General features: G+C 69.7%; 18 protein-coding genes and 1 pseudogene. 14 read left to right on the forward strand and 5 right to left on the reverse strand.

Annotated elements, in window-relative coordinates; genetic code table 11:
- The first annotated feature begins 122 nt into the window (after window positions 1-122).
- Window positions 123-2,486, forward strand: coding sequence for an Orn/Lys/Arg family decarboxylase (locus ACZ4TG_RS01870; protein ID WP_468159344.1), 2,364 nt, complete (start codon window positions 123-125; stop codon window positions 2,484-2,486).
- Between the two features lie 50 nt (window positions 2,487-2,536).
- Here the strand turns inward: ACZ4TG_RS01870 and ACZ4TG_RS01875 are convergent, their stop codons facing one another.
- Both ACZ4TG_RS01875 and ACZ4TG_RS01880 read right to left on the reverse strand, forming a co-directional pair.
- On the reverse strand, window positions 2,537-2,659 hold the full coding sequence (locus ACZ4TG_RS01875) for a hypothetical protein (protein WP_468159345.1): 123 nt from the start codon (window positions 2,657-2,659) through the stop codon (window positions 2,537-2,539).
- A 113-nt stretch (window positions 2,660-2,772) separates the two neighbouring features.
- Window positions 2,773-3,621 (reverse strand): helix-turn-helix domain-containing protein, encoded by an 849-nt coding sequence (locus tag ACZ4TG_RS01880; RefSeq protein ID WP_468159346.1) that lies wholly within the window; start codon window positions 3,619-3,621, stop codon window positions 2,773-2,775.
- 300 nt (window positions 3,622-3,921) lie between these two features.
- Between ACZ4TG_RS01880 and ACZ4TG_RS01885 the strand changes: the two genes are divergently transcribed.
- Window positions 3,922-4,548 carry an AAA family ATPase gene (locus tag ACZ4TG_RS01885; RefSeq protein WP_468159347.1) on the forward strand — a complete coding sequence of 209 codons (627 nt, stop codon included), beginning with the start codon at window positions 3,922-3,924 and terminating at the stop codon, window positions 4,546-4,548.
- Between the two features lie 254 nt (window positions 4,549-4,802).
- The gene (locus ACZ4TG_RS01890; protein ID WP_468159348.1) at window positions 4,803-5,675 is read left to right on the forward strand and encodes a metallophosphoesterase; all 873 of its coding nucleotides are present in this window, start codon (window positions 4,803-4,805) and stop codon (window positions 5,673-5,675) included.
- A gap of 25 nt (window positions 5,676-5,700) precedes the next feature.
- Here the strand turns inward: ACZ4TG_RS01890 and ACZ4TG_RS01895 are convergent, their stop codons facing one another.
- The 3 genes from ACZ4TG_RS01895 to ACZ4TG_RS01905 form a co-directional block, all read right to left on the reverse strand.
- On the reverse strand, window positions 5,701-7,638 hold the full coding sequence (locus tag ACZ4TG_RS01895; protein WP_468159349.1) for an APC family permease: 1,938 nt from the start codon (window positions 7,636-7,638) through the stop codon (window positions 5,701-5,703).
- 211 nt (window positions 7,639-7,849) lie between these two features.
- Window positions 7,850-8,203, reverse strand: coding sequence for a VOC family protein (locus ACZ4TG_RS01900; RefSeq protein ID WP_468159350.1), 354 nt, complete (start codon window positions 8,201-8,203; stop codon window positions 7,850-7,852).
- 109 nt (window positions 8,204-8,312) lie between these two features.
- The gene (locus tag ACZ4TG_RS01905; RefSeq protein ID WP_468159351.1) at window positions 8,313-10,268 is read right to left on the reverse strand and encodes an APC family permease; all 1,956 of its coding nucleotides are present in this window, start codon (window positions 10,266-10,268) and stop codon (window positions 8,313-8,315) included.
- A gap of 291 nt (window positions 10,269-10,559) precedes the next feature.
- Here ACZ4TG_RS01905 and ACZ4TG_RS01910 point away from each other — a divergent pair, with 291 nt between their 5' ends.
- The 11 genes and pseudogenes from ACZ4TG_RS01910 to ACZ4TG_RS01960 all read left to right on the forward strand — a co-directional run bounded on the left by ACZ4TG_RS01910 (window position 10,560) and on the right by ACZ4TG_RS01960 (window position 21,903).
- On the forward strand, window positions 10,560-11,324 hold the full coding sequence (locus ACZ4TG_RS01910) for a DUF4118 domain-containing protein (RefSeq protein WP_468159352.1): 765 nt from the start codon (window positions 10,560-10,562) through the stop codon (window positions 11,322-11,324).
- A gap of 239 nt (window positions 11,325-11,563) precedes the next feature.
- On the forward strand, window positions 11,564-11,653 hold the full coding sequence (kdpF, locus tag ACZ4TG_RS01915) for a K(+)-transporting ATPase subunit F (RefSeq protein WP_037860493.1): 90 nt from the start codon (window positions 11,564-11,566) through the stop codon (window positions 11,651-11,653).
- Between the two features lie 8 nt (window positions 11,654-11,661).
- A complete protein-coding gene (gene kdpA / locus ACZ4TG_RS01920) occupies window positions 11,662-13,326 on the forward strand; it encodes a potassium-transporting ATPase subunit KdpA (RefSeq protein ID WP_468159353.1) in 1,665 nt (554 codons plus the stop codon).
- Window positions 13,323-15,422, forward strand: coding sequence for a potassium-transporting ATPase subunit KdpB (gene kdpB / locus ACZ4TG_RS01925; protein ID WP_468159354.1), 2,100 nt, complete (start codon window positions 13,323-13,325; stop codon window positions 15,420-15,422). The genes kdpA and kdpB overlap by 4 nt, the downstream gene beginning before the upstream one ends.
- Window positions 15,423-15,428: 6 nt before the next feature.
- Window positions 15,429-16,145, forward strand: a complete 717-nt coding sequence (locus ACZ4TG_RS01930; protein ID WP_468159355.1) for a potassium-transporting ATPase subunit C — start codon at window positions 15,429-15,431, stop codon at window positions 16,143-16,145.
- Between the two features lie 309 nt (window positions 16,146-16,454).
- Complete coding sequence (locus ACZ4TG_RS01935) at window positions 16,455-17,981, forward strand: cytochrome P450 (protein WP_468159356.1); 1,527 nt, start codon at window positions 16,455-16,457, stop codon at window positions 17,979-17,981.
- Window positions 17,982-17,992: 11 nt separating this feature from the next.
- Window positions 17,993-18,526: a quercetin 2,3-dioxygenase gene (locus ACZ4TG_RS01940; RefSeq protein WP_468159357.1), complete on the forward strand. Its 534-nt coding sequence runs from the start codon at window positions 17,993-17,995 to the stop codon at window positions 18,524-18,526.
- Window positions 18,523-19,743, forward strand: a complete 1,221-nt coding sequence (gene txtE / locus ACZ4TG_RS01945) for a 4-nitrotryptophan synthase (protein WP_468159358.1) — start codon at window positions 18,523-18,525, stop codon at window positions 19,741-19,743. The genes ACZ4TG_RS01940 and txtE overlap by 4 nt, the downstream gene beginning before the upstream one ends.
- Before the next feature lie 46 nt (window positions 19,744-19,789).
- Window positions 19,790-21,001, forward strand: a complete 1,212-nt coding sequence (locus ACZ4TG_RS01950) for a nitric oxide synthase oxygenase (protein ID WP_468159359.1) — start codon at window positions 19,790-19,792, stop codon at window positions 20,999-21,001.
- 28 nt (window positions 21,002-21,029) lie between these two features.
- Window positions 21,030-21,245 (forward strand): annotated as a pseudogene (locus ACZ4TG_RS01955) (LysE family transporter); the annotation flags it as partial.
- 502 nt (window positions 21,246-21,747) lie between these two features.
- Window positions 21,748-21,903: a hypothetical protein gene (locus ACZ4TG_RS01960; protein WP_468159360.1), complete on the forward strand. Its 156-nt coding sequence runs from the start codon at window positions 21,748-21,750 to the stop codon at window positions 21,901-21,903.
- Window positions 21,904-21,915 lie beyond the last annotated feature (12 nt).

Below are 21,915 nucleotides of genomic sequence, written 5' to 3' on the forward strand. Positions count from 1 at the left end.
AGCACGCCGCCACGCCCACCTGCGGGTGAAGCCCCGCCGAAGATCGGCGGGAACGCCCGCAGGACCGGGAGACTGTGGCCCGGTACGGGCGGCCGTACCCCTGAGCGCGGGGAGCGGAAGTGATGGCGAGCGGCACGGTCCTGCTGGCACTGCGGGAGAACCCGATGGGCGGCGGTGTCAGCTCCGAGCAGCTGCGGCGCATCGGCAAGGAGCTGGAGAACAGGGGTCTGGAGCTGCGCTGGGCGCCGAGTGCGCGCGACGCGCGGGCCGCCCTGCAGACCGAGGCCGGCCTCGCGGCGGCCGTGGTCGCCTGGGACCTGCCGCGTACGGCGGGGGGCGCGGTCGAGGAGGGCGGCGGCGGGGAGGTCCTGCGGCACATCGGGCAGCGCTTCAAGGACCTGCCGGTCTTCCTGGTCATGGCGGACGACTCCGACCAGGACCTGGAGCGGCTGCCGCTGTGGGTGTCGGAGACGGTGGTCGGCTACATCTGGCCGCTGGAGGACACGCCGTCCTTCATCGCCGGCCGCGTCGCGACGGCGTCCCGCGGCTACCACCGGGACATCCTGCCGCCGTTCTTCAAGGCCCTGCGCCGGTTCGAGGACTCCCACGAGTACTCCTGGCACACGCCCGCCCACTCCGGTGGGGTCGCCTTCCTCAAGTCCCCCGCCGGGCGGGCGTTCTTCGACTACTACGGGGAGCGGCTGTTCCGCACCGACCTGTCGATCTCGGTCGGGGAACTCGGGTCGCTGTTCGAACACAGTGGTCCGATCGGCGAGGCCGAACGCAACGCCGCCCGGGTCTTCGGCTCCGACCGCACCTATTTCGTCCTGCACGGCGACTCCACCGCGGACCGGATGGTCGGCCACTACAGCGTGACGAGCGACGAGATCGCGCTCGTGGACCGCAACTGCCACAAGTCGGTGCTGCACGGGCTCGTGATCTCCGGGGCGCGCCCCGTGTACCTGGTGCCGACCCGCAACGGCTACGGGCTCGCCGGTCCCCTGCCGCCCGCCGTGACCGACCCGGCGGCGGTGGCCGGGAGGATCGCCGCGAACCCGCTCACGGCCGGGGCGATCTCCCCCGCGGCCCAGTACGCGGTGGTGACCAACTCCACGTACGACGGCCTGTGTTACGACACCGTCGCGGCGGCACGCGCATTCGCGCCGAGCACGCCGCGCCTGCACTTCGACGAGGCCTGGTTCGCGTACGCCCGCTTCCATCCGCTGTACGAGGGCCGCTACGGCATGGCCGTCGGACCGGACACCTTCCCCGACGACGGGGGACCGGGCAGGCCCACGGTCTTCGCGACCCAGTCCACGCACAAGCTGCTGGCCGCCCTCTCCCAGTGCGCGATGGTCCACGTCCGGTCGGCGCCGCGGGCCCCGGTCGAACACGAGCGGTTCAACGAGGCGTTCATGATGCACGGCACCACCTCGCCGCTGTATCCGGCGATCGCCTCGCTGGACGTGGCGACCGCCATGATGGACGGCCCGCAGGGCCAGTGGCTGATCGACGAGGCGGTGACCGAGGCGATCCGGTTCCGTCAGGCCGTGGTCCGTACCGGGCGGCGCATCGCCGCCGCCGGGGACCGGCCCGACTGGTTCTTCGGGGTGTGGCAGCCCGAATCGGTCACCGATCCGGCGACGGGCGCACGCCTCGCGTTCGCGGACGCACCGCCGTCCCTGCTGAGCCGCGAGCCGTCCTGCTGGCACCTGGAACCGGGCGCCGACTGGCACGGCTTCGCCGGGCTGGACGAGGGCTACTGCCTGCTGGACCCGGTCAAGGTCACCCTGACCTGCCCCGGGGTGACGGCCACGGGTGAGACCGGCGACTGGGGCATCCCGGCGCGGATCCTCACCGCCTACCTGGCGGCGCGCGGGATCGTCGTGGAGAAGACCGACAGCTACACCACGCTGATCCTGTTCTCGATGGGCATCACCAAGGGCAAGTGGGGCACCCTGATGGACGCCCTCATGGACTTCAAGGCCCTGTACGACTCGGACGCCCCGCTGGACCGGGTGCTGCCGGACCTGGTCGAGCGGTTCCCGCGCCGCTACGGCCGTACCACCCTGGGCGGCCTGTGCCGGCAGATGCACGAGCACCTCACCCGGGCCGAGCTGATCGACGCCCTCGACGCGGCCTTCCAGGAACTCCCGGAGCCGGTGGCTCCGCCACGCCACTGCTACCAGCTGCTGGTCCGCGGCGGTACCGAGCGCGTGCGGCTGGCCGAGGCGGCCGGTCGGGTCGCCGCGGCGATGGTGACCGTGACCCCGCCGGGGATCCCCGTACTGATGCCCGGGGAGTCCACCGGCGCTCCGGACGGACCGCTGCTGCGGTACCTGCGCGCCCTGGAGGCCTTCGACCGCGCCTTCCCCGGCTTCCACAGCGAGGCCCACGGGGTGACCGTGGATCCCGAGAACGGCGACTACCTGATCGAATGCGTCCGCACCGACCGCTTCGGGGCGCCGGGGTCAGCCGTTCGGTGACCTCGTGCGCTCGGACGCGTACCGGTCCCCCGAGACCACACCCTGGAACGTCAGCGGCCGCTCCCGTCGCCGCCCTCCCGGCGCCTGCGGTTGCGTCGGCCGAGGGCCCCCGCCAGACCGATCAAGCCGCCTGTGAGCGCTCCGGCCACGAGGATGCGCAGCAGGTCTTCCATCGAGTACTCCCCTCTGAGCCAGGCGTTCCATGTGCTGGGGTGCCTGATCGCCTACGAACGGGGACACTATCGACGTGCGGACGGCCTGGCTTGGACAAATTTGACCTCGCCCTTCACAGGGCGAGTGCCCCCTCCGCCACGCGGGCGGCTGCCATCTGGCCGGGAGTCGTCCCGGCCAGGGCACGGAACTCGCGGCTCAGGTGGGCCTGGTCGTAGAAGCCGCAGGCAGCGGTCGCCTCGGTGAGATTCACGCCCTCGCGGGTGAGCAGCCTCACGGCCCGGTGGAAGCGCAGGACCCGGGCGGACATCTTGGGCGTCAGGCCGACCTGTTCGGTGAACCGGCGGACCAGGTGGCCCTGGCTCCAGCCCACTTCGGCAGCGATCCGGCCGACCGGCATCGCCCCGCCGGCGCGGGACAGCAGTCGCCAGGCGTGGCTCACCTCGGGCGCGGGACGCGGGCCACGCTCCAGCCGGGCCGACAGCGCGAGGTCCAGCAGGTCGAACCGGGCGCCCCAGTCGCTGGTGGCCGCCAGTTGCTCCACCAGCACTCCGGCCTCGGGGCCGAGGACGTCGCGCAGCTCGACCACCCGGTTGGTCAACTCGCCCATCGGTACGGCGAACAGCCGATAGGCGCCCAGCGGGGTCAATTCGAGCCGAATCGCCTCCTGGCCGCCAGGGTGGTCGCACACCCGGGGCCCGTCCTCCAGACCCGCGGCCAGCGAGCCGGTCACCCGGCTGTTCGGGCTCGCGTCCCCCAGTCGGTGGATGTGGGCGAACGGCTCGCCCAGGCTGATGACCACGACCGCCCGGCCCGTGGGGACCAGCCGCACCCGGTAGGGCGAGGCCGCGGCTTCCCAGTAGCCGGCGTAGCTGTGCACGATCGGGCGCAACTGGGCGGGCCACGGCCGGGTCACCCGCCACCGGCCACCCACCCGGGTCACCTCGACTCCGCTACCGGCCATGGCTGGACCTGCGACCACCGGCATGTCCCTCTCCCTCCCGGATCTTCTTCGACCGGCGGTGAACCCTGCTCTTGGCCGTGCGGGCATGCTACTCGCGGGCAGCGGCGAAGGCCCCGGTCTGCTGCCCCGCGCGATCCGAGATCGCCTCTCCCGGTCCGGGATCCGGACTCGGTCGCCGACCGGTGGGTCACGTAGCCTCAGGGTCTTTCCACGACCCCTCATCCGGACGGCCTGCCACCTGTGAGCACACCCACCAGCACCGAGTACCCGACGGAACGGCCACAGGACCCCGGGGCAGTCGTGAAACAGCCCGGCCACCCGTACCCCGGCCGCCACATGGCTCCCCGGGGGGTCGTCGACCTGCGAGGCCGGGCCGGCGGCGACATCGAGCTGTCCTACCCGCCCAACGCGGCGGTCATCGTCGCCGGACTTCCCGGCAGCGGGAAGAGCACACTGCTGCGCGCGTGGTCCACTGCCGCCACCGTCGTCGATCCCCGCGCCACCCGCACCGCCTACGAGGCGCGGATGCCCGACTGGCTTCCCTACGGGGTGTACCGGCCGTGGGCACGGCTGATCCACATGCGTGGGATACGTTCGGAGATGCGCCGGCGTCATCCCCTGCTCATACACGACTGCGGCAGCAGGACGTGGATGCGCCGGTGGCTTGCCACGACGGCGCACCGAGCCGAGCGCCCCCTGCACATGGTGGTGCTCGATGTCGGCGCCCAGGAAGCGCTGTCGGGCCAGCACGCCCGGCGGCGGCTTGCGTCGCGGCGGGTGTTCGGAGTCCACCAGCGGGGGCTTTCGAGGCTGCTGTCGCGCATCGAGCGCGACGGGCTGCCCCCGGCCGCGGGCATCAGCTCCATGGTCCTGCTCGACCGCGGCCTGCGGGACCGTGTTGCCTTGGTGCGGTTCGGCCCCATGTGACGTGAGGAACCGCGAGTTGCGGGCTGGGCCTCCATCGCGCCGATTCGTCGCGCACCGTTCATTTCCGACTTCCCCGTCGACTCCGGTCGTCCGCACACGCTTGCCACCGTGAAGCGACCGCCCGTTCGACGTCGATGGAGATGGTGATGACGCGTTTCAGGGTCCGGATACTCGGCGTTGCGGCGGCTGCCTTATCGGTCAGCCTCGTCGCGCTTCCGGCAACGGCCGCCGGCCACTCCGCTCCACCTGCAAGGGTGTTGGAGAACTTCTCCATCGTGGTCTTCCCCGACACCCAGTACTCGGCGGAGCGCTTCCCGCAGGCGTTCAACGCCCAGGGAAAATGGATCAAGGACAACACGGTCACCCGCAACATCAAGTACGCCATCCACGAAGGCGACATAGTCGACGACTCCGACCAGTCGTACCAGTGGGGCAACGCGACCGGCGCGCTGGGTCAGCTGAACGGCGCGACCCCGTACATCCTGGGCGTCGGCAACCACGACATGGACGCCATGCCCAAGGGCCAGAACCCCGCCGTGGTGCGCGACGCCACCGCCTTCAACCGCAACTTTCCGCGCAGCGGCTTCTCGCATCTGCCGTCCTTCGGCGGCACCTACCCGGCCGGGCAGAACGACAACAGCTTCCACGTGTTCTCGGCCGGCGGCACGAACTGGCTGATCCTCGCGCTCAAGTACGCGCCGACCGACGACGAGATCGCCTGGGGGAACAAGGTGATCGCGGACCACCCTGACCGTCAGGTCATGATCGTGACCCACGCGTACCAGAACGGTACGGCGAAGGACTCTGTCGGACAGAAACTCTGGAGCAAGCTGGTCAGCCGGCACCGCAACGTGTCGATGGTCTTCTCCGGCCACTACGTCAACCAGGGCGTGATCGTGGAGAAGGGCGTGAACGGCAACACCGTCCACCAGATCCAGGCCGACTACCAGAACGTCGGTTCGCTCGATCCGAACAGCTACTTGCGCCTCCTCGAGTTCAACCCGACGGCCAAGACCGTGAGCGTCCAGACGTATTCGCCGTACCTGAACAGGAACCTGACCGACGCCAAGAACCAGTTCACCCTGCGGGACGTGGACTTCCCGCGCGCCGCACGTCGGTACGGCTGATCCGTGAGAACCCGGCCGCTCGCCGTCAGCCGGCGTGCACGTGCGGGCGGCGGGCGCGGTCCGGTTCGGCCTCCCGGATGACCTCGCGGGTGACGGGGGCGACCTCGCCCTGGCCGAAGAGGAAGAAGCGGAGGAAGTTGGCCATCGGGTTGCCCTCGGTCCACTCGAAGTAGATGTGCGGCCGCTGGCCGGTCTCGTCCCGTACGTGGAGCAGGAGCGCGGCCAGCGCGTTGGGGACCGTGGAGCTCTCCAGGGTCAGGACGCGGTAGCGGTCGTGGAGCACCTCACCGCGTACGCGCAGGCCGGATTCGAACTCGGACGGGTCCAGGACGGTGACCTCGACGAACATGACGTCGTCGCCGGCCGGGATGTCGTTGTCCCTGCGGATCTGCTCGACCTTCTCGCTGTACTCGGCCTTGTCCCGGTTGTCCGGCTCGTTGGCGATGAAGCGGATCGTGCGGTTGGCGGTGTCGCGGATGAACCGCTGCGCCATGTCGTCCAGCTCGACGTCGGTGACGCGCAGCTCGAAGACCCGGGCGAGGCGGGACAGCAGCGAGAGCGCCATGATGCCGGCGATGAAGCAGGCGCCGATCTTCACGCCGTCGGGGCGTTCGACGACGTTGACGCCGGTGGTGTAGATGAAGACGGCCGAGATGACGGCGAAGCCGATCGTCCAGCCGCGCTCCCCCGCCCGGCGGGCGGCGATGGTCACGGCGACGGCCGCCGAGGTGATCAGGACGAGGACACCGGTGGCGTACGCGCCGCCCTGCGCGTCGACGTCGGCGTCGAAGATCCAGGTCACCAGGAAGGCGATCAGGGTGAAGACGATGACCATGGGACGCAGGGCTCGGGCCCAGTGCGGGGCCATTCCGTAGCGGGGCAGGTAGCGCGGCATCAGGTTGAGCAGGCCCGCCATCGCGGAGGAGCCGGCGAACCACAGGATCAGGATCGTCGAGACGTCGTAGACCGTGCCGAAGGCGGAGCCCAGGTACTCGTGCGCCAGGTAGGCGAGGGCGCGCCCGTTGGCCTCGCCGCCCGGCTGGAACTCGTCGGCCGGGATCAGCAGGGTGGTGATGAAGCTGGAGCAGATCAGGAAGACGCTCATGATGATGGCGGCGGTCGTCAGCAGCTTCTTCGCGCCGCGGATCCGGCCGGCGGGCCTGGCTTCGGTGTCCTCGGGGTCGCCCTTGACGTGCGGCATGACCGCGACACCGGTCTCGAAGCCGGAGAGGCCGAGCGCGAGCTTCGGGAACACGATGAGGGCGATGGCGATCATCATGAAGGGGTTGCCGTGCTCGGTGGTCAGCGCGGTCGTCCAGTCGGTGATGACGTGCGGTTCGGCGATCACGTTCCACAGGCCGACGGCCACGACGACGACGTTCAGGCCGAGGTAGGTGGCCACCAGCACCACGGCGACGCCGATGGCCTCGCTGAACCCCTTGAGGAAGACGGCTCCGAGGAGCGCGATCATGATGAGGGTGATCAGCACTTCGTGCCCGTGCAGGGTGCTGGTGAGGTGCGGGTTCTCCACCAGGTGCGCGGTGGCGTCCGCGGCGGAGAGGGTGATGGTGATGAGGAAGTCGGTCGCCGCGAACCCGAGCAGGGTCAGGACGAACAGCTTTCCCTTCCAGAACGTCAGCAGCCGCTCCAGCATGGCGATGGAGCCCTCGCCGTGGGGGCTCTCCTCGGCCACCCGCCGGTAGACGGGCAGCGCTCCGAAGAGGGTCAGCAGCACCAGCACGATGGTCGCCAGCGGCGACAGCAGCCCGGCCGCGAGCGCCGCGATGCCGGGCTGGTAGCCGAGGGTGGAGAAGTAGTCCAGACCCGTCAGGCACATGACCCGCCACCACGGGCGCCCGTGGGGCTGGGCGGCCGCCTCCTTGGCGGCGGGCGAACTGTTCTGCGCGGTCAAGCCTTCCAGCAGCCACGCGCGCAGGCGCGGCGTGCGGGCAGGGGTGGCCATCGTGGGGAGCTCCTGTCGTACGGCAAAGAATCAGCCATCGGCGTCGACGGCTGAGCAAGCGTACGCAGCCTGATCACTCATGCGCGCAGTTGAGCCAATCCTGACGCGTCCTTAACGCTCACCCTCCTGGTGGCGTAGTGGCGGTACCCCCGTCGCAGGACGCCTCGGGTGAGACCCCGGAGAATGCGGCGCGCGCCGCCGGGCGACGTGGTCAGGCGGACTGCCAGAGCTCGATCCGATTGCCTTCGGGATCGGTGACCCAGCCGAACCGGCCGACACCCTCCATGTCCTGCGTCTCTTCGGCCACGTCCGCTCCCTTGGCGCGCAATTGCGCGAGCATGGCATCCAGGTCGCGGACCCGGAAGTTCAGCATGGTCTGCTGGGCGCGGGCGCCGAAGTAGTCGGTCTCGGACTCGAACGTCGCGAACACCGTCGGGCCGGCTCCCTGACGCCACAGGCCGTTCTCATCGGCGTCCAGGCCCAGGAAATCGCGGTACCACGCGCCCAGGGCTACCGGGTCGGCTGCCCGCAGGAAGTATCCACCGATGCCAAGCACACGTTCCATGCCGCCATCTTGCCAGGACGGCGACCGGGCGCGGTCGCACCACACCATCGCCCGCCCTCACACCCCTGTCCGCGCCGTCCCGACCGGCGCGGCGGTACCGCGCATCCCGTCAGGACTCCGTGAAGGACGCGTCCGGGTCCTTCGGTTCGGTCCGCGCGCCGAGCCGGAAGCGCAGGCGGCAGATGGCGGCGTCGGTGTCGCGGCGTACGGCGTGGGCGACGACGGCGCCGCGCTGGTTCTGGAGCATCCGCTGCCACAGGTGGGCGGGTTCGGTCTCCGGGATGAGCACGGTGATCTGTGCGTCCGGATGTGTCTGTGCCAGCTTCCGCACGTAGCCGGAGAGCGGGCGGCCGAGGGAGCGCGTCCGCGAGGGGAGCTCGATGAGTGCCACGCCGGGATTCCACAGCTCCCAGTCCCGGCGCAGGGCTTCGGCGGCCTGCCGGTCCTCGGCCCCGGGGTGGGTGACGGTGACGGCGAGGACTTCGTCGCCGAGGGAGCGGGCGGCGGTGAGGGCCTGGCAGGTCAGGCGGGACAGCCCGGATACGGGGACCACGACGAGCGAGTGGGCCCGGTGCGGCGGCCGTGGGACGCGGCCGAGTTCGAGGCGCTCGCCGATCTCGGCATAGGTGCGGTGGATCTTCTCGAAGCCCAGGACGATCAGCGGCAGCGCGAGCACGATCAGCCAGGCACCTTCGGTGAACTTGGTGGCGGTGACGACGACCGCGCAGACCCCGGTCAGGAGCGCGCCGGAGCCGTTGAGGGCGGCCTTGGGCCGCCAGCCCCTGGGCCGCCGGGCGTACCAGTGCCGGACCATCCCGATCTGGCAGACGGTGAAGCCGACGAAGACTCCGATGGCGAAGAGCGGGACGAGGGTGTTGGTGTCTCCGCCGGAGACGACGAGCAGCAGGGCCGAGACGAGCGCCAGCCAGACCACCCCGTGGCGGTGGACCTGGCGGTCGGCCTTGAGGGCGAAGAAGTGCGGCAGGTGGTTGTCCCGGGCCAACAGGCTCATCAGCACGGGAAGCCCGCCGAAGGAGGTGTTCGCGGCGAGCGCCAGCAGCACCATCGTGGCGAACTGGACGACGTAGAAGGCCGCGTTGTGTCCGAACGAGGCGTCCGCGAGCTGGGCCAGTACGGTGACGCCTTCGACCGGCTGGAGGTGGAAGCGGCCGATCAGGACCGACAGGCCGATCAGCATGACGCCGAGCAGGGCGCCGAGGGCGACCTCGGTGCGCTGGGCGCGGCGGGCGGCCGGGGCGCGGAAGGAGGGCACGGCGTTGGCCACGGCCTCGACGCCGGTCAGCGCCGAGCAGCCCGCGGCGAAGGCCTTCAGCAGCAGGAGCGCGCCGACGGTGGTGGCGCCCTCGTCGAGCGCGGAGGCGTGGCCGGCGGCGGAGGCGGTGCTGACCGGGCCGTCGCGGAGGAGTCCGACGGTGATCATCGCGAGGATCGAGCCGACGAAGAGCGCGGTCGGTACGAGGAAGGCCTTGGCGGAGTCGACGACCCCGCGCAGGTTCACGGCCGTGACCAGGAGCAGGACCGCGAGACAGATCCACACCCGCTGGCCGTGCAGGCCGGGGAAGGCCGATGTCAGGGCGGCCACGCCGGCGGTGACGGAGACGGCCACGTTCAGGACGTAGTCGAGGATGAGCGAGGCCGCGGCGACCAGGCTCGTGCGCCGGCCCAGATGCCGCTTGGCGACGGCGTACGAGCCGCCACCGTCGGGGAACGCGGCGATGACCTGCCGGTACGAGGCCACCAGGACCGCCAGCAGGGCGGCGATGGCCAGCGTGACCGGGAGGGTGAAGCCCATGCCGTGGGCGCCGGCGGCGGCCAGGACGAGGACGATCGATTCCGGCCCGTACGCGACGGACGCCATCGCGTCGAGCGACAGCGCGGCGAGGCCTTGGAGGGCGGTCAGCTTGTGCCGGTCCAGCTCGGGCCCGTCCGGCTTGTGCCGGTCCAGCTCGGGCCCGCCGCCCGCCCCGGTCGTGCCGGTATCAGGGGGCTCCTCCTGGCCGGGCCCCTGGGCGGCCGTGGTCGGTCTTCCGATGTGTGTGGCCATGTCGCCGGTCCCTCCGAATGAGCGAAGTCAGGACAGCGTCGAAGCCGTACGAGGGCGCCACCAGCACTCTTGGCGCGTTCCATACGCCCGACCGGCCGCTCTTCACGTGTTCCTGACGCGTCGGCGGCGTCGGCGTACGGGGTCCGTCAAGAGGTGCCGTCGCGCGCTGCCCCGGCGCCGCGCAGGGGCAGGCTTGATCTGGGGAGAGCGCCCGATCACGGGAAGAGGAGCCCGACACGTTCCGGGCGGCGCTCCGCATCACGATCGGCTCGGCCGGACGGGAGGCCTCACATGTCCGGGTACTGGTTCCGTCTCCGCGACCCCCTCGCACTGGTCGCCGGGCTCATGGCCCCCTTCCTCGTGGCGCTCGCGCTCGCGCTCGTGCCCTTCCGTACGGTCCTTTCGGCGACCAACGCGGCGCTGGTCCTGGTCGTCGTCGTGGTCGCGGTCGCGGCCCTGGGCAGCCGGACGGCCGGAGCGCTCGCCGCCCTCTCGGCGGCCGGATGGTTCGACTTCTTCCTCACCAGGCCCTACCAGCGGTTCACCATCGAGAACCGCGACGACGTCGAGACGGCCGTCCTGCTGCTCGTCGTGGGGCTGATCGTGTCCCAGCTGGCGGTACGTGCACGCCGGCTCCAGGCGGTCGTGGTGACCGACGCCGCGCACCTGTCGAGCCTGCGGGGAACCGCCCGGCTGGCCGAGGACGGCGGTTCGCCGCAGGCGGTGGTCGAGTACGTGCGCCGGGAGCTCGTCGGCCTGCTGGGACTGCGCGGCTGCCGCTTCGAGTACGGGTCGCTGATGGGGAACCTGCCGCGTCTGGAGCACGGCGGCGGCCTGTGGCTGCGCCGCCCCGGCCGGATCACGCAGTACGCCGACTGGCCGGACGGCGAGAGCGAGCTGCGGGTCGTCGGCGGCGGGCACTACTACGGCCGCTTCCTGCTCGAACCGCCCCCGGGCCGCCCCCTGCCCTCCGAGGAGGCCCGTCTGGTGGCCGTCGCGCTGGCCGCACAGGCCGGTGCCGCGCTGGACACGGCCGGCCTGTCCCACCAGGGCTGATCCGGTCGCCGGCGGCCTTCCCGTCAGGGTGGCGTTAAGGCTTCCCGGGCGGCCGTATGGACCCCGTCAAAACGTCTTAACACCCAGGTGAAGACGCGGTTGTCTCGTCATCGGCCAGCTGGCTGATTCATTTCTTCCCACTTCACTCAGGAGCTCACGATGGCCGATCTGGCCTTCGTCGTCACCACGGTCGCGGTCTTCGCGCTGGTGGCTCTCATCGCCCGGGGGGTGACCAAGCTGTGACTGTCGAGAACGTTGTCGGCCTCGTCGTCGCCGTCTCCCTGCTCGGTTACCTCGTCCTCGCCCTTGTGTATCCGGAGAGGTTCTGAGCACTGATATGAGCCCCGTAAGCGCTGGTGTGCTCCAGCTGCTCGCGCTGATCGCCGCGCTCGCGCTGGCCTACCGCCCCCTCGGCGACTACATGGCCCGCGTCTACTCCTCCGAGAAGCACTACAAGCCGGAGAAGTGGATCTACCAGGCCATCGGCGCCAACCCGTCGGCCGAGATGCGCTGGCCCGCCTACCTGCGCGGCGTCCTCGCCTTCTCCGCGGTGAGCGTCCTGTTCCTCTACGGCCTCCAGCGGCTCCAGGGGGCGCTGCCCGGCTCGCTCGGCTTCGTGTCGATCGACCCCGACCAGGCTTTCAACACCGCCGCGTCCTTCGTGGCCAACACCAACTGGCAGTCGTACTACGGCGAGCAGGCCATGGGCCACGTCGTGCAGACCGGCGGCCTGGCCGTGCAGAACTTCGTCTCCGCCGCCGTCGGCATGGCCGTCGCCGTGGCGCTCGTACGGGGCTTCGCGCGCTCCCGCACCGGCGAGCTCGGCAACTTCTGGTCCGACCTGGTCCGCGGCACCGTCCGCGTCCTGCTCCCGATCTCGGTGATCGGCGCGGTCGTTCTCGTCGCGTGCGGTGTCATCCAGAACTTCGCCGGCATTCACGAAGTCGGCCAGTTCATGGGCGGCAGCCAGCAGTGGAACGGCGGGGCGGTCGCCTCGCAGGAGGCCATCAAGGAGCTCGGCACCAACGGCGGCGGCTACTTCAACGCCAACTCCGCGCACCCCTTCGAGAACCCCAGCCCGCTCTCGAACCTGTTCGAGATCTTCCTGATCCTGGTCATCCCGTTCGCGCTCACCCGCACCTTCGGCCGCATGGTCGGCAACCTGCGCCAGGGCTACGCGATCCTCGCGACGATGGGCATCATCTGGCTCGGCTTCACGGCGCTGATGATGTGGACCGAGTTCGCCCACCACGGCCCGGCGCTCGACGTCGCCGGCGGCGCCATGGAGGGCAAGGAGACCCGCTTCGGGATCGGCGGCTCGTCGATCTTCGCCGTGGCCACCACGCTCACCTCCACCGGCGCGGTCAACTCCTTCCACTCCTCCTACACCGGCTTCGGCGGCGGCATCACCATGCTGGGCATGCAGCTCGGCGAGATCGCGCCCGGCGGCGTCGGCTCCGGCCTCTACGGGATGCTGATCATGGCGATCATCGCCGTGTTCATCGCGGGCCTGATGGTCGGCCGCACCCCCGAATACCTGGGCAAGAAGATCGGCATCCGCGAGATCAAGCTCGCGGCCTGTTACATCCTGATCACCCCGGCCCTGGTGCTGTGCTTCACGGCGGCCGCGATGGCCCTGCCCACGCCGGTGAACTCGATGACGAACAGCGGGGCGCACGGCTTCTCGGAGATCCTCTACGCCTACACCTCCGGCGCCAACAACAACGGCTCCGCCTTCGCCGGCCTGAACGCCGACACCCAGTGGTTCAACAGCACCATCGGCATCGCCATGCTGCTGGGCCGCTTCCTGCCCATGGTGTTCGTCCTCGCGCTGGCCGGCTCGCTGGCCGAGCAGAAGCCCGTACCCGAGACGGCGGGCACGCTGCGTACCGACAAGCCGCTCTACGCGGGCCTGCTCGTCGGCACGATCGTCATCATCACCGGTCTGACCTACTTCCCCGCACTCGCGCTGGGTCCGCTCGCCGAAGGGCTCGCATCATGAGCACCATCACCCCTACCCGTGCTCCGCACGAGGACGTTCCCACCGGGCACGAGCCGGCGGCCGGCCGCGTCGGCGGTGGGCTCTTCGATCCCAAGGCGCTGCTGAAGTCCTTCCCGGACGCGGTGCGCAAGCTCGACCCGCGCGTCATGGTCAAGTCCCCCGTCATGTTCGTGGTCCTGATCGGCTCGGTCGTCACGACCGTGCTGGCGCTGAAGGACCCGACGGACTGGTTCGGTTGGGCCATCACCGCCTGGCTGTGGCTGACCACGGTCTTCGCCAACCTCGCGGAAGCGGTGGCCGAGGGCCGCGGCAAGGCCCAGGCCGACACGCTCCGCAAGGCCAAGACGGACACGGTCGCCCGCCGGCTCAACGGCTCGGTGGAGGAGCAGGTCCCCGGCACTCAGCTGCGTATCGGCGACCTGGTCGTCTGCGAGGCCGGCGACATCATCCCGGGCGACGGTGACGTCGTCGAGGGCGTCGCCTCCGTCGACGAATCCGCGATCACGGGTGAATCCGCCCCCGTCATCCGGGAGTCCGGCGGCGACCGCAGCGCGGTCACCGGCGGTACGAAGGTCCTCTCGGACCGGATCGTCGTCAAGATCACCACGAAGCCCGGCGAGACGTTCATCGACCGCATGATCGCTCTCGTCGAAGGAGCTGCCCGGCAGAAGACCCCCAACGAGATCGCGCTGAACATCCTCCTCGCGTCCCTCACCATCGTCTTCCTGCTGGCCGTCGTCACCCTCCAGCCCTTCGCGATCCACGCCGGCGCCGAGCAGTCGATGATCGTGCTCACCGCCCTGCTGGTCTGCCTGATCCCCACCACCATCGGCGCCCTGCTCTCCGCGATCGGCATCGCGGGCATGGACCGCCTCGTCCAGCGCAACGTCCTGGCGATGTCGGGCCGTGCGGTGGAGGCGGCGGGCGATGTCTCGACGCTGCTGCTCGACAAGACGGGCACGATCACCCTCGGCAACCGCCAGGCCTCCGAGTTCGTGCCGGTCGAGGGCACGACGGAGGCCGAGCTCGCGGACGCCGCCCAGCTGTCCTCGCTGGCCGACGAGACCCCCGAGGGCCGCTCCGTCGTGGTGCTCGCGAAGGAGAGGTACGGACTGCGCGAACGCCACCAGGGCGAGCTCGCCGGCGCCGAGTGGATCGCCTTCACCGCCCAGACGCGGATGTCCGGTGTGGACGTGGACGGCAGGAAGACCCGTAAGGGGGCGGCCGGTTCGGTCATCACCTGGGTCAAGGAGCGGGGCGGTCCGGTCTCCGAAGACGCCGACCTCCTCGCCAACCGCATCTCGGAGGCCGGTGGTACGCCGCTCCTCGTCGCCGTCGAGGACGAGCACGGGGCCCGTGTTCTCGGTGTCATCCACCTCAAGGACGTGGTCAAGGAAGGCATGCGGGAGCGGTTCGACGAGCTGCGCCGCATGGGCATCAAGACCGTCATGATCACCGGTGACAACCCGCTCACCGCGAAGGCCATCGCCGAAGAGGCGGGTGTCGACGACTTCCTCGCGGAAGCGACGCCCGAGGACAAGATGGCCCTCATCAAGCGCGAGCAGGCGGGCGGCAAGCTCGTCGCGATGACCGGCGACGGCACCAACGACGCGCCCGCCCTCGCGCAGGCGGACGTGGGCGTGGCCATGAACACGGGCACCTCGGCCGCCAAGGAGGCCGGGAACATGGTGGACCTGGACTCCAACCCCACCAAACTCATCGAGATCGTCGAGATCGGCAAGCAGCTCCTGATCACCCGGGGAGCCCTGACCACCTTCTCGATCGCCAACGACGTGGCGAAGTACTTCGCGATCATTCCCGCGATGTTCGCGGTGGTCTACCCGGGCCTCGACAAGCTCAACATCATGGGCCTGTCGTCGCCCGAGTCGGCCATCCTCTCGGCCGTCGTCTTCAACGCGCTGATCATCATCGCGCTGGTACCGCTCGCCCTGAAGGGCGTGCAGTACCGGCCGACCAGCGCCGACAAGATGCTCCGCCGCAACCTCGGCCTGTACGGCGTGGGCGGTCTGATCGCCCCGTTCATCGGCATCAAGGCCATCGACCTCCTCATCTCCCTCATCCCCGGAATCGGCTGATCTGCGATGAACAACTCTGTAGGCAACACGGCGCGGTTGATCGGGGCGGGTCTGCGGGCCCTGCTGGTCCTGACGGTCATCTGCGGCGTCATCTACCCGCTCGCTGTCACCGGGATCGCCCAGGCCCTCTTCAACGGCAAGGCCAACGGCTCCGAGATCAAGGACGAGAGCGGCCAGGTCGTCGGCTCCTCCCTCATCGGGCAGAGCTACCACCTGCCCAAGCGGAACCCTGACGACGCGGAGGAGGCCGCCGAGCCGGACCTGAAGTGGTTCCAGCCGCGCCCCTCCAACGGCCTGGGAAGCAACAGCGTCAACACCCGGTACTCGCTGATCCTCTCCGGCGCCACCAACCGGTCCGCCGACAACGGCGCGGTGAACGGTCTCTGCACGGCGGGCGCGGAGGAAGGCACCCTCTGCGCCCAGGTCGTCGCCGCCAAGGACGCGGTCATCGCGGACAATTCCACGGCCTCCTACAAGGTCGAGCCCGGGGACGTGCCGGCCGACGCCGTCACCTCCTCCGGCTCCGGCCTCGATCCGGACATCTCCCCCGCTTACGCCAAGCTCCAGATCCACCGGGTCGCCGAACGGAACGGGCTCGACGCCAAGCAGGTCGAGAAGCTCGTCGCCGACCACACCACCGGCCGCACGCTCGGTTTCATGGGCGAACCCCGCGTGAACGTCCTTGAGCTCAACACCGCGCTCAAGGCACTGACCAAGGGCTGATGTTCGCCCTGACAAGGGTCTGGAGCCGGCGGGTCGCAGGCGCTCCCCCAGCCACCGCTGGGAGGCGCCCCTGCGTCCCGCCGGCTCCACCCGTACCCACGGGAAAAAGGGGAACGCCTCAGGACTTCCGTGAGTGTTCCGCGGATCGAATGCCCCAGTGGGGAACCGGCCATCCCGTCGGTGCCCTATTGCAGCGCCGGGAAGCGGTTCCATAGATTGGTGGTACATCCAGGGTCCCTTTTGGTCACACCCCGCACCAGTCGCAAGAGCTGGCGGGAAGGCTCGCGCACGTCGTGGAGGGGATTTCCCATGAGCACGGACAGCGCACGCCCTTTACTCTCGCTCTATCGAGCCGTCTACACGGCGGCAGTCGCCGGCATTCTCCTGGCGGCGGCGCTCGGATTATGGTTGGGTCTCAGCCGGCCGAACTGGACCGCGATTCTCGTCGCGGTGGTCCTCGCCGCGCTCCTGATTCTGCTCGTGAGCAGGCGTCTTACCGGATTTCGCTCACTGCGGCACCTGCCGGGGCCGAAGCCCTCGTTCTTTCTGGGGAACATGGGCGACCTGCTGGCCGACGGTCACGGCGGGCGGCACGAAACGCTCCAGGCACTGCATGACGAGTTCGGACCGATCGTGCGACTCCATTCGGCCTGGGGGAGCTCGCCGTTCGTATCGCTGTCGTACGTGTCCCCCAATCTCCACAAGAAGGAGCTCGACTCGCACCGCCGGGCCGACCGGACCGTTCTGGCCCGGAGCCTCATGGGCGTGGAGGGCGGCGAGCTCCACCGGAGCCACCGGCAGGTGATGTCACCGGCCTTGACGCATCGCAGCGTCGCGGAGCGGGCGGACGTGCTGAAGGACGTCTGCGCCCTGTATGTGGACAGGTGGAAGCATGTCGACGAGGCGTACGACGGCCTGCAGTCCGACCTGCGCGACTGGAGCGTGAACTGCCTCAGCGCGTTCCTCTTCGGTGACGACTGGGATCGGCGGGCGGATCTGCACCGGTACCACCGGGCTCTCGGCGCCATCGAGGAGGAGGTCAGCTTCCGGGCCTTCCACCCGTTCTTCGTCAGGTGGATCTTCCCCCGGCGGCGGTTGCGGGTCCGCGCCGCGTACCGCCGGGTCGCTGCCGTCCTCGGTGCGGTGCTGGACCGGCGCGAGCAGCGGATCCCCGCTTCCTGCCCGGCGCACCAGCGGCCGGACGACCTGCTCGACCGGGTGACGCGGGCGCCGTGGTCCTCCGAGGACCGTGTCGAGGAGATGATGTCCCTGATCCTCGGCGGCGCCGATCCGATGTCCTACGTACTGTCGCAGGCCCTGGTCATGCTGTCCCTGGATGTCCACGTGCAGGAAAGGGCGCGGAAGTCGATCGAGGCGGCCGCGCCGGACGACGGCGGCCTGATCCAGGACCCCTACGTCAGGAACATCGTCTACGAGACGCTGCGCCTGTTCCCGCCGGTCCCCTTCAGCGCGAAGTTCACGAACGACCGGGTGCTGGAGGAAAGGGGCGAGAAGATCCCGCCGGGCACGGTCGTCATGTGGATGAAGAACGCCGTGGGGAAGAATCCGGACGTCTTCCGCGAGGCGGACCGCTTCAACCCCGACCGGTTCTCGACGGACGGCGGGGAGAACGACACCGTCAACAGCTTCCTGCCCTTCGGCGCCGGCCCGCGCCACTGCGTCGGAAACCGGCTCGCCGAGCAGCAGTGCGTCGTCATGCTGACCGAGATCCTCAAGAACTTCCAGATCATTCCCGTCGAGCACATCAACGTGGAATTCCACTCGACGATCTCCGTGGTGCCGTCGGCCGTGCCCGTCAGGCTCGTCGCACGATGAAAGGAGCAGACATGCCGCAGGACCGCAGGACCGCGCCGATCGTGTTGCGCAAAGGCGAAGGCGAAGCACTGTGGTTCCTTGATTTCCTGGCGACGATCAAGGGTTCCTCGGCGGAGATGAACGGGGCGGCATCGGTCATCGAACACCTCGGCCGACGAGGTTCCGGATCGCCGCTCCACGTTCACCACCACGACGACGAATGGTGGTACGTCCTGGACGGGGAGATGACGTTCTGGGTGGCCGGCGAGACCATTTCGGCAGCGGCCGGATCTTTCGTCTACGGCCCCCGCCATGTGCCGCACACCTTCCTCGTCACCTCCCCCGAGGCCCGGTTCCTCCATGTCACCGAGCCCGGAGGATTCGACGGCTTCACGCGTTCTCTCGGCAGGCCCGCCCTCTCCCTGGAGATTCCGTCGGACGAGATCGCCCCGCTCGACCTGGAACGGCTGCCGGCGATCGCCGCCGAGTACGGAATCGAGGTGCTCGGGCCCCCCGGCATCCCGACCGGATCCCCCGCGTTCGGACACGACAAGGAGACCTGGTGACCACGCCGTCCCCGCTCTCGGACCCCGGCATCGTTCCCGATCCCTACCCCGTCTACGCCGACCTCGCGCGGCGCGAACCGGTCCACTGGTCGCAGGGCCTGAACGCCTGGGCGGTCATGAAGTACGCCGACTGCGCCGCCGCGCTGAAGGACCCCCGGCTCAAGGCCGAGCGGATGGAAGAGGTGCTGGACGTGAAGTTCCCGGGCCGGCCGCTGGCGCCCGACAACATCTACCACCGGTTCACCAGAAACGTCATGATGTACACCGACCCGCCGCTCCACGACGCGCTGCGCAGGTCCACACAGCCCGGCTTCACCCGCGCCGCCCACGAGCACTACAGCCAGGTCATCGAGCGCGTCGCGGCAGACCTGGTCGCCTCGGTCCCCGAGGGGACGAAGGAGATCGACGCCGTCGCCGCCCTGGCCGCCGAGCTCCCCGTGCGTTCGGCCGTGCACGCCTTCGGGGTTCCCGAGGACGACCTGGCCTTCGTCATACCGTGCGTGGAGACGCTGATGACGTACTGGTCCGGTCCGCGGGCACAGCCCGTCGAGCTCGACCGTCTCCTCGAACACCTCACCGACCTGCACACCTACGCACTGGAGCTCGTCCGGGGGAAGCGGGGGAAAGTCCTCCCGGACACGGTCATCGCCCGCCTCGCGAGCGCCCAGGACGACCTGACGGAGACGACACCGGAACAGACGGTGCACCAGCTCGTCCTGCTCTTCATCGCCTTGTTCGCCCCCACCACACCGGGCTCCCTCAGCAGTGGCATGCTCGCGTTCGCACGGAACCCGGCTCAGATCGCGCGCCTGCTGGCGGACCCGGCGTGCGTCGACAACACGGCGAACGAGGTGGTCCGCTACAACGCCTCCAACCAGTTCACCTGGCGCGTCGCGACGACGGAGATCGACATGGGCGGGGTGCGGATCGGGGCGGGGCAGAGCGTCGCCCTCTTCCTGGGCGCGGCCAACCGGGACCCGGACGTGTTCGAGCGGCCGGACGACTTCGATCTCACCCGACCCAACAGCGGCAAGCACCTGTCGTTCGGCCTCGGGCTCCACTCCTGCCTCGGCAGGCAGATCGCCAACCTGCAGCTCAAGTGGTTCTTCGTGGCACTGTTCGCCCGCTTCCCGGGCATCCGGCCGGCCGGCGAGCCCGCCTGGAACCCGAACCTCGAATTCCGGTCCCTGCGGTCACTGCCGCTCAGGCTCAGCTGACCGCCGAAGCCGCCCACCCGGCACCCCCGCCTCCTGCGAGGAAACCGTGAACTCCGAAGCCCTCCCGCCCCCGGTCCCTGCCCGCCGTGCCGCCTCCGGGGGACCGCAGACATGTGCTGTGGCCGACCGGAACGAGGCAGAGGAGTTCCTGCGCCAGTTCCATGCCGAACATCCCGGCCAGCCCGTCCCGCTCGGCCGGCGTCTGCACCAGGTCCGCGCCGCCATCGACGCCGCGGGCACCTACCGCCACACCCCCGGCGAACTCGTCTTCGGCGCCCGCGTCGCATGGCGCAACTCCGGACGCTGCATCGGCCGCCTGTACTGGAGCAGCCTGCGCGTCCTGGACCGCCGCGACACCACGACCCCCGAGGAGATCCACCAGCACCTGTGCACGCACCTGCGCCAGGCGACCAACCTCGGCCGCATCCGCCCCGTGATCTCCGTCTTCGCGCCCGACGCACCCGCCCGGCCGGCTCCCCGGGTCTGGAACGACCAGCTGATCCGCTACGCCGGACTGCGCCGGGACGACGGCACGACACTGGGCGACCCGGCCTACGCGGATTTCACCGAACAGGTACGCCGACTCGGCTGGCAGGGCCCCGAGGGGCCCTTCGACATCCTGCCCCTCGTCGTCGAAACCGCCAACGACAAGCCCCAGCTCTTCGACCTGCCGCAGGATCTGGTCCTGGAGGTCGCGATCACCCATCCCAACTGTCCCGGGATCGCCGATCTGGGCCTGCGCTGGCACGCCGTACCGGCCATCTCCAACATGCGCCTGCGCATCGGCGGCATCGACTATCCCCTCGCCCCCTTCAACGGCTGGTACATGGGCACCGAGATCGGCGCCCGCAACCTCGTCGACGAAAGCCGCTACAACCTGCTGCCCGCCGTCGCCGCCTGCCTGGGACTGGACACCAGCAGGGAGGGCACGCTGTGGCGCGACCGGGCACTGGTCGAGCTCAACGTCGCCGTCCTGCACTCCTTCCGCGCCGCGGGCGTCCGGATCAGCGACCACCACACCGAATCCCGCCGCTTCCTCGCGCACGTGGCCAGGGAGCAACAGCAGGGCCGCACCGTGCCCGCCGACTGGAGCTGGATCGTCCCCCCGCTGTCCGGCGGCATCACGCCCGTCTTCCACCGCTCCTACGAAGACACCGACCAGCGCCCCAACTTCTACCTGGACGACCGCGGCCACCGCGACGGCGACGACGGCCCCGGGCAGGGCGGATGCCCCCACGCTCCCCCGGGCCTGACCTGACTCTGCTGCACGGCTCACCGGTTCGCGGCGCGACGGCGTGCTGGTCGCCTTCGGCACCATCTGCGGTCTGCCGGTGCCCGCGGCCTTCGCGGCGGTCGGCCTCTCGGCCCTGGTCATGGCCTCGACCGAGGCCTTGACCGTGGTGAAGATCCTCGGCGCGGTCCACCTCGTCTGGCTGGGGATCGTCACCTGGCGTTCCGTACGATCCGGCGCCCTGGGCAGGGCGCAATCGTTTCTCCGGTGAATCCGATCACCCGCCGGGGTGAGGCAGCCTCGAACATCCCCTCAACGGGTGACCGTCGCATAGAGACCCAACCTGGCGACCCACGAAGGCAGGGCCACCTCTATAACAAATCTTGACCATCCGATAACAGGGAAAATATCCCATTTGTCAAAAATTAAGGGTGCTTTAATGATCTTGTTGCCATGAAGCGAAATCGCTTCTGCTGATTGACCGTCAGCACGGGGGGCAGCAACAGAGATTGCGCGTTCAGGGGGAGTTCGGACCTCGGTCCGATGACTTGGGGGTGACGTGTTTCGCCATGCCGTTCAGGCGGCGTCGGCGGGACGCGTCTGATGTCTGCTTCAGTTTCGGTGTTGCGTCAATTCCCCTTCGTCCATCACGACTTCCGCTTCCACCGAATGCGCCCGAAAGGGCAGTTTAGTGAAGCTTGACAGGCGGACGAACTCCGCTTCGCCCATCGCGCTCCCTTCCTCGGAGCGCAGCGGCCCGGTCGCGTGAGCTGATGCTCCGCAGCGCCCGCGAAGGCACCAGATCCCCGGCTCTGTCCGGTACCACCGCATGTTCCTTCGCGGGCATCGCCGCCACCGCCCCTGAGCACGCGCACGGACCGGAGACCACCGGGGCCGTGGTCCGCGCGGTTCTCGACGCCAGCGGCTGACTCCCACCGGCT

The organism is Streptomyces sp. NPDC028314, assembly GCF_055565795.1.

Bases quoted from the DNA above. Each gene is read 5' to 3' on its own strand.
- ACZ4TG_RS01870 (WP_468159344.1), top strand. From the start codon at position 123: ATGGCGAGCGGCACGGTCCTGCTGGCACTGCGGGAGAACCCGATGGGC.
- ACZ4TG_RS01875 (WP_468159345.1), bottom strand. From the start codon at position 2,659: ATGGAAGACCTGCTGCGCATCCTCGTGGCCGGAGCGCTCACAGGCGGC.
- ACZ4TG_RS01880 (WP_468159346.1), bottom strand. From the start codon at position 3,621: ATGGCCGGTAGCGGAGTCGAGGTGACCCGGGTGGGTGGCCGGTGGCGG.
- ACZ4TG_RS01895 (WP_468159349.1), bottom strand. From the start codon at position 7,638: ATGGCCACCCCTGCCCGCACGCCGCGCCTGCGCGCGTGGCTGCTGGAA.
- ACZ4TG_RS01900 (WP_468159350.1), bottom strand. From the start codon at position 8,203: ATGGAACGTGTGCTTGGCATCGGTGGATACTTCCTGCGGGCAGCCGAC.
- ACZ4TG_RS01905 (WP_468159351.1), bottom strand. From the start codon at position 10,268: ATGGCCACACACATCGGAAGACCGACCACGGCCGCCCAGGGGCCCGGC.
- ACZ4TG_RS01910 (WP_468159352.1), top strand. From the start codon at position 10,560: ATGTCCGGGTACTGGTTCCGTCTCCGCGACCCCCTCGCACTGGTCGCC.
- kdpA (WP_468159353.1), top strand. From the start codon at position 11,662: ATGAGCCCCGTAAGCGCTGGTGTGCTCCAGCTGCTCGCGCTGATCGCC.
- kdpB (WP_468159354.1), top strand. From the start codon at position 13,323: ATGAGCACCATCACCCCTACCCGTGCTCCGCACGAGGACGTTCCCACC.
- ACZ4TG_RS01930 (WP_468159355.1), top strand. From the start codon at position 15,429: ATGAACAACTCTGTAGGCAACACGGCGCGGTTGATCGGGGCGGGTCTG.
- ACZ4TG_RS01935 (WP_468159356.1), top strand. From the start codon at position 16,455: ATGAGCACGGACAGCGCACGCCCTTTACTCTCGCTCTATCGAGCCGTC.
- ACZ4TG_RS01940 (WP_468159357.1), top strand. From the start codon at position 17,993: ATGCCGCAGGACCGCAGGACCGCGCCGATCGTGTTGCGCAAAGGCGAA.
- ACZ4TG_RS01960 (WP_468159360.1), top strand. From the start codon at position 21,748: ATGCTCCGCAGCGCCCGCGAAGGCACCAGATCCCCGGCTCTGTCCGGT.